This window comes from Streptomyces actinomycinicus, from assembly GCF_016741775.1.
Lineage (GTDB): Bacteria > Actinomycetota > Actinomycetes > Streptomycetales > Streptomycetaceae > Streptomyces > Streptomyces actinomycinicus.
Genome location: NZ_JAERRK010000004.1, coordinates 318,173 through 330,415 on the forward strand (window position 1 = coordinate 318,173; position 12,243 = coordinate 330,415).

A 12,243-nucleotide genomic window follows, 5' to 3' on the forward strand; every position below is an offset into this window, starting at 1 on the left:
TGTTCAGAGCCGCTGGAGCGGGCGCCGTTCAGGCCTGTGGAGCGGGAGCTGTTCAGAGCCGCTGGAGCGGGAGCCGTTCAGGCCCGTGGGGCGGGTGCCGTTCAGGGCCGGTGGGGGCGCGGGCCCGCGAGGGACTCCGCATGCTCCAGGAACCGGGGCAGCCACTGCTCGTGGGAGAGGCCCGTCAGCAACTGCAGCGCCTCCTCCGCGTCCTTGCCGACCACCGTGTGCAGGGGCGTGCCGGGGTCGTCGGCGGCGGCGACGACCGCCCCGGCCGCCTCGCTGCAGTCCGCGGCGCCCTCCGCCACGCGGGCGAGGAACCGGGCCAGCCAGGCGTGGTCCGCGGCGTAGGGGTCGGACGCAGAGGGCTGCGGAGCGGCGGACCTGCGCTGGATGGCGGAGGCGAAGCTGCCCGGCTCGAGGCAGACCACACGGATGCCGAAGGGCTGGACCTCCGCGTGCAGGGCCTCGCTGAGGGCGCCCAGGGCGGCCTTGCTCGCCGCGTAGAAGCCGCCGTGGGGCACGGCGAACGTCCGCCCCGCGAGCGAGGAGACGTTGACGACGACACCGCTGCCGCGGGCGCGCATCCCTGGCAGCACGGCGCGGGCCATGCGCAGCGGGCCCCAGAAGTTGGTCTCCACGAGGTCGCGGGCCCGGTCGAGGGGCAGGGTCTCCACGGGTCCGGTGACGTCGATCCCGGCGTTGTTGACCAGGACGTCGACCGGTCCGTGCCGGTCCTGCACCGCGGCGACGGCGGCGGTGACGGAGGCGTCGTCGGTGACGTCCAGCCGGGGGACGTCGAGGGTGAGGTTCTCGGCGTGGGCACGGCGCAGCAGTTCCCCGGCGCCGGCGGGGTTGCGTACGCAGGCGTGCACGCGGTCTCCCCGCCGTGCGAACGCCAGCGCCGTCTCCAGGCCGATGCCGCTGCTGCAACCGGTGACGAGGACCGCCCTCATGCCCGCACCGCCTGCTTCGCCAGGAGTCCGAGGACCGCGTCCTGGTGGGCCGTCAGGTAGAAGTGCCCGCCCTTGAAGACGTGGAAGCCGAAGGACGCGTCGGTGTGGCGGGACCAGGCGCGTGCCTCGTCCACGGTGACCTTGGGGTCGTCGTCGCCGACCAGGCCGACGACGGGGCAGCGCAGGTTCGGGCCCGGCTCGTAGACGTAGGTCTCGGCGGCCCGGTAGTCGGCACGGATCGCGGGCAGGGCCATCCGGATCAGCTCCTCGTCGTCGAGGATGGCCGAGTCCGTGCCGCTCAGCAGCCGCATCTCCGCGACCAGTCCGTCGTCGTCGCGCAGATGGACGCTCTCGTCGCGGGGGCAGGACGGGGCGCGGCGGGCGGAGGCGAACAGCGCCCGCGGGACGACGCCGTGGTCGCGTTGCAGCCTGCGGGCCACCTCGAAGCCCAGGGTCGCGCCCATGCTGTGGCCGAAGAGGAGCAGGGGGCGGTCGGTCCACGGCAGCAGTACGGAGGTGACCTGCTCGGCGAGTTCGCCGATGCTCGCGGCGCACGGTTCGCCCCGCCGGTCCTGGCGGCCCGGGTACTGCACGGCGAGCACGTCCACGAAAGGCGGCATGCCCGCCGACACCCGGTGGTAGAAGCTCGCCGAGCCGCCCGCGTGCGGCAGGCACACGAGCCTGGCCGCCGCGTCCGGTCGGGGGTGGTAGCGGCGGATCCACAAGCGGTCGTGCTCGGTGAGCGTGGTCATGGGGCGGGTGTTCCCTTCGGGGCGGTGACTGCCGTGCACGGCACGGGAGATGCCCCAGCAGTCTGGTGCGCCCCGGCCCCGGCCGGACACCCCTACCGGCCCCAACGGGTCCGCCCGGGTTCCGGACACCGCCCCCCCCCCCCCCGCGGCCGCCCCGGCGCGCGCGGCTTTGACACCGACCCCCGCCGCCCCGGCGTGCGCCCGGCCCGGACACCGACCCCCGCCGCCCCCGCGCGCGCCCGGTCCCGGACGCCGGAACGCCCCGCCGTCCCCGGCGTGCGTGCTCAGGCGTTGAGGTAGGCCAGCACCGCGAGCACGCGTCGGTTGCTGTCGCTCGACGGCGGCAGCATCAGCTTGGTGAAGATGTTGGAGATGTGCTTGGCCGCGGCGCCCTCGGTGACGGTGAGCCGCTGGGCGATCGCCGTGTTCGAGCAGCCCTCGGCCATGAGTTCCAGTACCTCGCGCTCGCGTGCGGTGAGCGCGGCGAGCGGTTCGTCCCGGGAGTGACTGGTCATCAGCTGGGCGACCACGGCGGCGTCCATGGCCGTTCCGCCGGCGGCGACCCGTCGTACGGCGTCGATGAACTGCTCGTCGTCCAGGACGCTGTCCTTGAGCAGGTAGCCGATGCCGCCGGTGCCGTCGGCGAGCAGCTCGCGGGCGTACATCTGCTCGACGTGCTGGGAGAGCACGAGGATCGGCAGGCCGGGCTGGTCACGGCGGGCGCGCAGGGCCGCCTGGAGGCCCTCGGTGGTGAAGGTGGGGGGCAGCCGTACGTCGACGACGGCCACGTCGGGCCGGTGCTCGGCGATCGCGGCGGCGAGGTCCGTGCCGTTGTCGACGGCGGCTACCACCTCGAACTCGTACGCCTCCAGCAGCTGGATGATCCCCTGCCTCAGGAGGAAGAGGTCTTCGGCGAGGACAACGCGCACGGTAGCTCCATCTTCATCACGGTCGGACCGCCCGGGGGACTGTCGGTCTCCAGGATCCCGTCAAAGGATGCCAGCCGCCGCCGGATGCCCTCCAGACCGCTCCCGGCCGACAGGTCCGCGCCACCCCGGCCGTCGTCGCTGACGCGGGCGTGCAGGGTGCCGTCGGCGTGCCAGGCGACGATCTCCACGCGCTGCGCGTCGGCGTGCTTGAGGGCGTTGGTGAGCAGTTCCGAGACCGCGAAGTAGACCGCGGACTCGACCGGGTCGGGCAGTCCGCCGGGCAGGTCGACCACGGTGGTGACCTGCAGGGGGCTGGCCAGGCCGAGGGCGCGCAGCGCGTCGGCCAGGCCGCGTTCGGCGAGGACCGGCGGGTGGATGCCGTGCACCAGGTCGCGCAGTTCACGCAGGGCCTGCACCGACGAGGTGCGCGCCTGCCGCAGCAGCCGCCGCGCCTCGTCGGGGTCCTGGTTCATCTTCCGGTCGACGGCGCCGAGTTGCAGGCCGAGGCTGACGAGCCGGGCCTGCGCCCCGTCGTGCAGGTCGCGCTCGATGCGGCGCAGCTCGGCGGCCTGGATGTCCAGGGCACCGGACCGGGTCTCGGACAAGTGCTGGACGCGGGAGGCGAGTTGAGCCTGCCGGGTCGGGCCGAGCAGGAGGCGGACGAAGTAGGCGTACCCCTTGAGCACCAGCGGCCCGAGGAAGAGCCAGCCGGTCAGTACGGCGAGTGCCAGCAGACCGGCGGCCGTCGCGGCCGGCCAGCTGTCGACGGTGACGGAGGCGTACCAGCGGCCCTGGCCGTCCTCCGCGAGGGGCTGCCACAGGCCGCCGGCCAGGACCAGCCCCTCCCCCGCGTAGTAGAGCAGGCCGGCCGGCACGAAACCGAGCAGGCCGACGGCACAGTTGAGCAGCAGCCACAGCAGGTCCCGCCAGGTGGCCGGGTCGGCGAGGATCCACTTGCAGCGGCGCATCCAGCCGACGATGTCCTTCTCGATCTCCTCCGGTTCGGGCCGGTAGGGCCGTTCGACCGGGACACCGGAGCGGGCGGCCACGCGCCGGTTGAGGTCGCACAGCCGGCGCACCGCCCGGGTCAGGTAGGGCAGCGCGAGAAAGCCGATACCGATCAGGCACAGGATGATGAAGTAGGCGGTGGTGACGAAGAGGACGACCGAGAGCAGGGCTCCGGTGGCCACCGCCACGCCGACCAGGGTGTCCAGGGCGGCGCGGCCGAGCCGGCCGCGCCAGGGGACCGCCACAGACGTCATGCCCTCATGCTCCCATCCCCGCCCCGCGGTCATGGAGGGGCCGTCCCCGCCCGGGGGGAGCGGGGACGGCCCGGTCAGGGGGTGGGTCACGCGGCCTTCACCGTCTCCACCGCGGGGGTGCGCATCCCCCGCCACGAGGGCAGCAGCGTGGCGCCGAACACCAGCAGCAGTGAGCCGCCGACGATGACGAGGTAGGTGCCGATGGAGCCGGAGGGCAGGTACGAGTCGCTCTTGACGAGGCTGTAGGGGACGATGGTCGTCGCGGAGGCGATGGTGCCGAGGACGGTGGCGATGACGCCGATCAGCACACCCTCGACGGTCAGCATGCCGAGCACCTGGGCGCGGGTGGCGCCGGTGAGCTGCTGGAGTCCGAACTCCGCGCGCCGTTTCCGGGTCACGGACACGAGGGTGTTGACGACGGTGATCGCGGCGTACCCCACGATCATGGCGACGATCGTGTAGTTGGCGGACACCAGGATCTGCTGGATCTGGTTGTTCCGGCCGGCCAGTGAGGAGCTGTCGTCCAGTTCGGTGCCGGGCACCGAGGAGGCCAGCGCCGCCAGGCGGCCGTGGACCCCGGCGCCGGCGCCGGGTGCGGTGCGGACCAGGATCTGGTGCGGCAGCCCGTCCCCGGTGTGCGGGGCGAGCGCCTGCGCGGGCAGCGTCAGGTACTCCTGCTTGGGGTTGTCGGTGTAGAGGGCCACGACGGTGGGGCGCACCGCGGTGCCGTCGCCGAGGTGCATCGGCAGCCGGTCGCCGACCCGCACGCCGTACTCGCGGGCCTTCTTGTCGGACAGGGCCACGGTGTCGCCGCGCAGGCCGGTCAGGGAGCCGGCGATCACGGGCAGGTCGAGGCTCTGCCGCACGCCGTCCGCGGAGACCCCGCGCAGGTCGACGTCGGCCGGGCGGCCGGGGCGGTCCACGAAGCCGCGGCTGGTGACGAACTCCGAGGCCGCGGCCACACCGGGTACGGCGCGCACCCGGTCGACGGTGCCGGGGGCGAATCCGCCCGTCGTGGAGTCGAGTACGTAGTCGGCGAGGATGTTCCGGTCGTAGGAGGTCCGGGAGACGTGGTCCTCGGTGGACTGCATGTACAGGGTGCCGGTGGCGATGCCGATGAGCAGGACGATCGGCGCCACGGCGCCCGCCATGCGGACGTTGGCGGTGGCGGCGTTGCGCAGTGCGAGCTGCCCGGACAGCCCGGACAGGGCGCGCACCGGAAGCCGCAGCAGCGCCACCATGGCCTTGGTGATGCCCGGCGCGAGCAGGGCGACACCGATGCCGAACAGTACGGAGGCGGGTCCGGCGGTGCTGGCCAGGGTGGGGCCGTCCTCCATCACGGTGGCGGTGGCGATCGCCAGGCCGATGCCGTTGGCGAGGAAGAACAGCGCGAGCAGCAGCCGGGGCACGCTGAACCAGCGGGTGCCGGCGGTGGATTCGGCCAGCGCGGCGACCGGTTCGGTGCGGGCGGCCCGCCGTCCGGCGAACCGGGTGGCGCCGGCCGCGGCGAGCACGGTGACGACCGCTCCGACGGCCATCGGGATCCAGCCGGCGTGGTAGACGATCTCCGGTGACACCACTGCGCTGGAGGTCAGCACCCCGAACAGCAGCCGGCCGATGGCGTATCCGGGTGCCAGGGCGAGCAGCACGGATCCCGCCGACAGCACCGCCGTCTCGGTGAGGATCATGCGGCGCAGCTGCTGCGGGGTGGAGCCGACGGCGCGCAGCAGGGCCATCTCGCGGGCGCGCTGCTGGAGGGAGAGGCCGAGCGTGGAGGCGACGCCGAACATGACGATCAGCACCACCGACGAGCCGAAGACGGCGGCGAGGATGACGACGGTGCGCCGGCCGGCGAGGGTGCCGGGCAGTTCGGCCAGGCCTCGGCGCTCGCCGGTGAGCACCTCGGCGCGGTCGCCGACGGCGGTGCGTACGGCGTCCGCGACGGCGGCGGTGCCGGTGCCCGGCTCGGGCAGGACGCCGATGGAGTCGATCCGGCCACCGGCGAGGGCGCGTGCCTCGTCGTCCGTGAAGAACACGGCGGCGTCGGGGTTGCCGTCGCCGTGCTGTTCGGCGACGCCGCTGACCCGGAGCCTGCGGGTGGTGCCCTGGACGACGACGTCGACCGTGGACCCCGCGCGGGCGCCGGCCCGCCGGGCGAGGTCCGCGTCGAGAACTACCTCGCCGCCGGCGACGGGGGGTTTACCGGCGGCGAGTGCATAGGGGGTGAGCCGCGCCGCGGCCCAGCCGTGGCCGTACGAGCCGGACTTGCCGGTCAGCGGCTTGCCGTCCTTGAGGACGGTGGCCGGGAACGACACGTCGCCGACGGCCCTGCGTACGCCGTGGGCCTCGGCCACCTCGCCGACCAGTGCGGGGTCGATGCGGTGACGTTCGGTCAGGGCGGACGACTCGTGGGTCTGCCGTCCGGTGACGACGACCGGGGCGCCCTGGAGGCGCTGCGGGTCGGCGGCCATGCGGACGCCCGTCTCCATCAGGCCGCCGCAGCCGATGACGATCGCGGCGCCGAGGAACATGGCGAGGAAGGTCGCGACGAAGCTCGTCCTGCGGAACTTCAGGGTGCGCAGTGCCAGTCGCCACATCAGTACCGACCCCCGGAGGGCTGGGCCGAGGCCTGCCGGTGGGTGTCGTCCTCCCAGGCGCCGAGCCTGGTCATGCGGGCCGCGACGGCGTCGGCCGTGGGCCGGTGCAGTTCGCCGGCGAAGGTGCCGTCGGCCAGGAAGACGACGCGGTCGGCGTAGGAGGCGGCCACCGGGTCGTGGGTGACCATGACCAGCGTCTGGCGGGTGGTGTCGACGGACTCGCGCAGCAGGGCCAGCACAGTGGCGGCGGTGCGGGTGTCGAGGGCGCCGGTGGGTTCGTCGGCGAAGACGACGGCGGGGCGGGTCACCAGGGCGCGGGCGATGGCGACGCGCTGCTGCTGGCCGCCGGACAGCTGGGACGGCAGGTGGCCGAGCCGCTCGGCCAGGCCGACGCGCTGTACGACGTTGCGGATCAGGGCCTTGTCGGGCCGCTGCCCGGCCAGTTGCAGCGGCAGCGTGATGTTCTGCATGACCGTCAGCGCGGGCAGCAGGTTGAAGGACTGGAAGATGAAGCCGATCCGGTCGCGGCGCAGCTTGGTCAGCCGGGTGTCGTCCAGCCCCGCGAGGTCGGTGCCGCCGACGGTGACCGTGCCGGAGGTGGGCCGGACCAGGCCCGCGGCGCAGTGCAGGAAGGTGCTCTTGCCGGACCCGGAGGGCCCCATGACGGCGGTGAAGGTGCCGTCGGCGAAGCTCATGGTGAGCCCCCGGAGTGCGGCCACCTGGCTGTCTCCTCGGCCGTACGTCTTCGACACGGCGTCCAGCCGTACCGCCTCCGCCCGGCGGAGGTCGTGTGAAGTGTGCACTGGGGCTCCCCTATGAGATATCGCGCTTGTCACGCGGTGTCTGAGGTCAAGATTAGGAACGGTGAGCCGCCGGCACATTGGCATTCTCCGGCCGGTTCGAGGTAGAGGTTTCTCTACCTCGGTACGACAGGTACCGGCAGGCACCCGCCAGCTTTGTGCCGCGGTGTCCGCAGTTTTGTGCCGGGGTGTCACCACCCTGGTCCGCATATCTGGCTGCCCTGGGAAAGGGCCGGTTGATGCCCGTGTCCCGCGGCGCGTCGGCGGGTACCTTCGAAGCCGTCCGCAGAAATCCACGAAAGATGGGAAGTCCCATGGCCAGGAGGCCTGACCACGAGCTGACCGCGCAGGTCCGGCCCGACGGATATCTGGAGCTGCTCTCCCGGCGCACCGGGAAGCGGCACCGGTGCGGCCCACGCGGCACGACGATGTGGCTGGCGCTCCAGCGCAGCGGCTGGCAGCCGGAATTGGCTGCGGATGAAATCGCCGTGCAATTAGGCGTGGACCCGGACAGTATCCGCTGTGATATCGAGGCCTGGCTGGCACATTTCCGCCAAGCCGGCAAGTGAAGAAGCCGCAGGGCGCGGACGACCTTTCGACCATCGCGCCCTTGCGGCATCTCCGGCCTCCGCCGGCCGGGCGGGGCCGTCACCGGTTTCCGGTGGGATACGGGGAGTTGTTTTCCCGTGGGTCCCGGTCAGCCGGTCACCGTGCTCGTCAGCCACTTCTCGACGGCGGCGGCGGTGGCGTCGGCGAAATCCTCCAGGATCGTGAAGTGCGTGCCGGGCACGTCGGCCGGCCGGTGCGCGGCGGGCCAGGTCGCCCGCCAGTCGTCGGTACCGGTGCCGGTGGCGAAGGATTCCTCGGGCCGTACGAAGAGCACCGGCGCCGCCAGGTCGCCCGGCATGCAGTGCTGGATGAGATCGCTGTAGCGGCTCATCGCGGCGAGCCGGGCGGTGCCGAAGCCGCCGAGGGACGACTCGCGGTCCAGCATGCCGTCGAACATCTGCCGCCACAGTTCGTCCTTGCCGTCGTCCCCCGGCAGGTAGGTGTCGAGCAGCACCACGCCGGAGGCCGGGCGTCCGGCCCGCTCCATGAACTCGGCCGCCGCGTGGGCGAACTGGCCGCCGGAGGAGTAGCCGACGAGGACGTACGGCCGCTCGCCGGGGCAGGCCCGGCGGATGCCCTCGACGACCACCTCCACCACCGCGTCCACCGAGCGCGGCAGCGCCTCGCCGGGGGCGAAGCCCGGCACGGTGGGCACCAGGACGTCACGGCGGCCCTGGAAGTGCCGGGCGAAACGCGCGTACTGGTGGGCACCGCCGAGGGCCATCGGCGACGGCAGGCAGACCAGCCGTGTGCCGTCGTCGCCGCCGTCGTCGCCGCCGGCCGGCCGGACCGGGTCGGCGACGGCCAGCCGGACCGGGTCGGCGACGGCCAGCCGGACCGGGTCGGCGACGGCACCGAGTTCGGTCAGGGAGTCGAAGCCGGGCAGGATCTCCGCGACGGTACGCAGCAGTTCGATGGCCTGCGGCATGCGCCCGCCGGCCGCCGCGCGGCGCACCAGCCCGCTGACCGATTCGAGGTCGCCCGCGCCGTCGTCCGGTTCCGGCCCGCCGGCGGCCAGGTGCCCGCGCAGGGCGGCGGCGAGGGCGGCCGGTGTGCGGTGGTCGAAGACCGAGCCGGCGGGCAGGGTGAAGCCGAGGGTGTCGCCGAGGGCGTTGCGCAGCTCGGCCGCGGAGACGGAGTCCATGCCGATCTCCAGGAAGACGGCATCGGGCTCGACGGCCTCCGGTCCCGCGTGGCCGAGGACCGCGGCGGCCAGGGCCCGTACCGTCTCGGTCAGCAGCGCCTCCTGCTCGGCGGCCGGAATGCCGGCCAGCCGCTGCCGCAACGGTGCCACGCTCCGGGCGGCTGCGCCGGGCGCCGGGCCGGCGGAGCGGGCCACGTCCGCGAGCGAGCCGGCGGTCCGGGCCACGTCCGCGAGCGAGCCGGCGGTCCGGGCCACGTCCGCGAGCGAGCCGGCGGTCCGGGCCACGTCCGCGAGCGAGCCGGCGGTCCGAGCCGCGTCCGTCAGTGGGGCGGCGGTCCGGGCCGCGTCCGTCAGTGGGGCGGCGGTCCGAGCCGCGTCCGTCAGTGGGGCGGCGGTCCGAGCCGCGTCCGTCAGTGGGGCGGCGGTCCGGGCCGCGTCCGTCAGTGGGGCGGCGGTCCGGGCCGCGTCCTCGAGCGGGGCTGCGGTGAGGGCCACCTCCGAGTCGAGCCAGTACCGCTCGTGCCGGAAGGCGTACGTGGGCAGGTCGGCGCGTGCCGTGCCGGGGAAGAGCGCCGCCCAGTCGGGGGTGAGACCGTCGGTGTGGAGGCGGGCCAGGCCGGACACGAGGGCCGCCGGCTCGCTCCCGTGGCGCCTGCCGAGGGCGACGAAGACGGTACCGTCGGCTTCCGCGCACTCGCGGGCGAGGCCGGTCAGCACGGCGTCGGGGCCGAGTTCCACGAAGCGGCCGGCCCCCGCGGCGGTGAGCGCGGCCACGGCATCGGCGAACCGTACCGTCTCCCGCACGTGCCGCACCCAGTACCCGGGGTCGCACAGCTCCTCGGGGCCGGCGGGCCGGCCGGTGAGGGCCGACACCACCGGGACGCCCGGCCGGTGATAGGTCAGCTTCTCCGCCACTGCCCGGAACTCGTCGAGCATGCCGTCCATCAGGGGTGAGTGGAAGGCGTGCGACACGGCGAGGCGCTTGGTCCTGGCGAAGCCCCCGGCGGCTGCGAGCACCGCCTTCTCGTCGCCCGAGAGGACCACGGAGTCGGGGCCGTTGACGGCGGCGAGCCCGACGCGGGGGCCGAGCAGCGGCCGTACCTCGTCCTCGGTGGCCTGCACGGCGACCATCGCGCCGCCTTCCGGCAGCGCCTGCATGAGCCGGCCGCGGGCGGCGACCAGGGTGCAGGCGTCGTCCAGGTCGACGACGCCGGCCACATGGGCGGCGGCGAGTTCCCCGACGGAGTGCCCGGCCAGGAGGTCGGGCCGTACGCCGAGGGACTCCAGCAGCCGGAACAGGGCGACCTCGAAGGCGAACAGCGCCGTCTGCGCGTACTGCGTGCGGTGGACGGCGTCGGCGTCGGAGCCCGCCAGCAGCCCGGCGAGGTCCAGGCCGAGCCGGGCGTCGACGGCGTCGAACGCGTCGGCGAACACCGGGTAGTGGGCGCGCAGTTCGAGACCCATTCCGAGGCGCTGGGCGCCCTGTCCGCTGAACAGGAACGCCGTGCGGGTCCCCGTCCGTGCCCTGCCCGTCGCTACCGTCGGGGCGGGCGCACCGGCGGCGAGGGAACGCAGGCCGTTCAGGAGCCGGCCCCGGTCGGCACCGGTGACGGCCGCACGGTGGGCGAACGCGGTGCGCCGGGTGCCGAGCGCCCGGGCAACGGCCGCCGGGTGCAGTCCTGGCCGCTGCTCCAGGAAGGCGTGCAGACGCTCCGCCTGAGCCGGGAGGGCCGCCGCGGAACGGGCGGACAGAGGCCATACGACGGCCGGGGCGTCCGGCTCGGGGTCCGGCTCGGGGTCCGTACGGTCCTCCAGGTCCGGTTCCTCGATGACGGTGTGGGCGTTGGTGCCGCTGATCCCGAACGAGGAGATGCCGGCCCGGCGCGGGCGGTCCGTCCGGGGCCACTGGCGCTGTTCCGTCAGCAGGCGCACGTCGCCGGCGTCCCAGTCGACCTTGGTGGACGGCTGGTCGACGTGCAGGGTCCGCGGCAGCACGCCGTGACGCATCGCCAGCACCATCTTGATGACGCCCGCGACACCGGCCGCGGCCTGGGTGTGCCCGATGTTGGACTTCACCGACCCCAGCCACAGCGGGACACCGGCGGGCCGGTCCTGGCCATAGGTCGCCAGCAGCGCCTGTGCCTCGATCGGGTCACCCAGCGTCGTACCGGTACCGTGCGCCTCCACCACGTCCACATCGGCGGCCGACAGCCGGGCCGCCGCCAGCGCCTGCCGGATCACCCGCTGCTGCGAAGGCCCGTTCGGTGCCGTCAGCCCGTTCGAGGCACCGTCCTGGTTCACCGCGGAACCACGCACGACGGCCAGCACCTCGTGCCCGTTGCGCCGGGCATCCGACAACCGCTCCAGCACCAGGACGCCCAGCCCCTCGGAGAATCCGGTGCCGGACGCGTCGTCGGCGAAGGAGCGGCACCGCCCGTCCGCGGAGAGGGCGCCCTGCCGGCTGAACTCCACGTACGTGCCCGGCGAGGCCATCACCGTCACTCCCCCGGCCAGCGCCAGGGTGCACTCGCCCTGGCGCAGCGCCTGGGCGGCCAGGTGCAGGGTGACCAGCGAGGAGGAGCAGGCCGTGTCGACGGTGAGCGTCGGGCCCTCCAGGCCCAGGGTGTAGGCGACCCGGCCGGAGACGATGCTGCCGGAGCCGAAGCTGCCGAAGTAGTCGTGGTACATGACGCCCGCGAAGACGCCGGTGCGGCTGCCGCGGAGCGTCACGGGGTCGATGCCGGCGTGCTCCAGTGCCTCCCAGGAGCCCTCCAGCAGCAGCCGCTGCTGCGGGTCCATGACGAGGGCCTCGTTCGGGGCGATGCCGAAGAAGGCCGCGTCGAAGTCGCCCGCGTCGTGCAGGAATCCGCCCTCGCGGGTGTAGGAGCGGCCGGGCACGCCCGGTACCGGGTCGTACAGGCCGGGGTCCCAGCCGCGGTCGTCGGGGAACGGGGTGATGCCCTCGCGGCCGTCCGCGACCAGACGCCACAGATCCTCGGGGGACCGGACGCCGCCCGGGTAGCGGCAGGCCATGCCGACGATGGCGACGGGCTCCCGGGCCGCCGCGGTCAGCTCACGGTTGCGTTCCCGCAGCCGCTCGATCTCCTTCAGCGAGGCGCGCAGTGCCTCGACCATCCTGGTGTCCGGCTTCTCGGCCTCGGCCATGGTCCTCTTCCTTGTCGCAGGGTCGCAGG

At 73.9% G+C, this 12,243-nt stretch carries 8 protein-coding genes; 1 reads left to right on the forward strand and 7 read right to left on the reverse strand.

The annotated features are described in order from the left end of the window. Window positions 1-101: 101 nt before the first annotated feature. The 6 genes from JK359_RS10895 to JK359_RS10920 all read right to left on the reverse strand — a co-directional run bounded on the left by JK359_RS10895 (window position 102) and on the right by JK359_RS10920 (window position 7,299). On the reverse strand, window positions 102-956 hold the full coding sequence (locus tag JK359_RS10895) for an SDR family oxidoreductase (protein WP_201834382.1): 855 nt from the start codon (window positions 954-956) through the stop codon (window positions 102-104). Then, the gene (locus JK359_RS10900; protein WP_201834384.1) at window positions 953-1,708 is read right to left on the reverse strand and encodes a thioesterase II family protein; all 756 of its coding nucleotides are present in this window, start codon (window positions 1,706-1,708) and stop codon (window positions 953-955) included. The genes JK359_RS10895 and JK359_RS10900 overlap by 4 nt, the downstream gene beginning before the upstream one ends. 284 nt (window positions 1,709-1,992) lie before the next feature. Beyond that, window positions 1,993-2,637, reverse strand: coding sequence for a response regulator (locus JK359_RS10905; RefSeq protein ID WP_201834386.1), 645 nt, complete (start codon window positions 2,635-2,637; stop codon window positions 1,993-1,995). After that, window positions 2,601-3,899, reverse strand: coding sequence for a sensor histidine kinase (locus JK359_RS10910; protein WP_201834388.1), 1,299 nt, complete (start codon window positions 3,897-3,899; stop codon window positions 2,601-2,603). Before JK359_RS10910 ends, JK359_RS10905 begins: the two co-directional genes overlap by 37 nt. Before the next feature lie 86 nt (window positions 3,900-3,985). Further along, window positions 3,986-6,496 (reverse strand): FtsX-like permease family protein, encoded by a 2,511-nt coding sequence (locus JK359_RS39825; RefSeq protein ID WP_201834390.1) that lies wholly within the window; start codon window positions 6,494-6,496, stop codon window positions 3,986-3,988. Further along, entirely contained in the window at window positions 6,496-7,299 is an 804-nt protein-coding gene (locus JK359_RS10920; protein ID WP_201834392.1) for an ABC transporter ATP-binding protein, read from the reverse strand. The genes JK359_RS39825 and JK359_RS10920 overlap by 1 nt, the downstream gene beginning before the upstream one ends. Before the next feature lie 311 nt (window positions 7,300-7,610). Here JK359_RS10920 and JK359_RS10925 point away from each other — a divergent pair, with 311 nt between their 5' ends. Beyond that, window positions 7,611-7,865, forward strand: a complete 255-nt coding sequence (locus JK359_RS10925; protein ID WP_201834394.1) for a hypothetical protein — start codon at window positions 7,611-7,613, stop codon at window positions 7,863-7,865. Window positions 7,866-7,993: 128 nt separating this feature from the next. Here JK359_RS10925 and JK359_RS10930 read toward each other — a convergent pair whose 3' ends face one another. Then, window positions 7,994-12,214 (reverse strand): type I polyketide synthase, encoded by a 4,221-nt coding sequence (locus tag JK359_RS10930; protein ID WP_201834396.1) that lies wholly within the window; start codon window positions 12,212-12,214, stop codon window positions 7,994-7,996. Between the last annotated feature and the right edge of the window lie 29 nt (window positions 12,215-12,243).

Excerpts from the sequence above, each read along its gene's own strand:
- JK359_RS39825 (WP_201834390.1), bottom strand. The coding sequence starts at position 6,496 with ATGTGGCGACTGGCACTGCGCACCCTGAAGTTCCGCAGGACGAGCTTC.
- JK359_RS10925 (WP_201834394.1), top strand. The coding sequence starts at position 7,611 with ATGGCCAGGAGGCCTGACCACGAGCTGACCGCGCAGGTCCGGCCCGAC.
- JK359_RS10930 (WP_201834396.1), bottom strand. The coding sequence starts at position 12,214 with ATGGCCGAGGCCGAGAAGCCGGACACCAGGATGGTCGAGGCACTGCGC.
- JK359_RS10910 (WP_201834388.1), bottom strand. The coding sequence starts at position 3,899 with ATGACGTCTGTGGCGGTCCCCTGGCGCGGCCGGCTCGGCCGCGCCGCC.
- JK359_RS10900 (WP_201834384.1), bottom strand. The coding sequence starts at position 1,708 with ATGACCACGCTCACCGAGCACGACCGCTTGTGGATCCGCCGCTACCAC.
- JK359_RS10895 (WP_201834382.1), bottom strand. The coding sequence starts at position 956 with ATGAGGGCGGTCCTCGTCACCGGTTGCAGCAGCGGCATCGGCCTGGAG.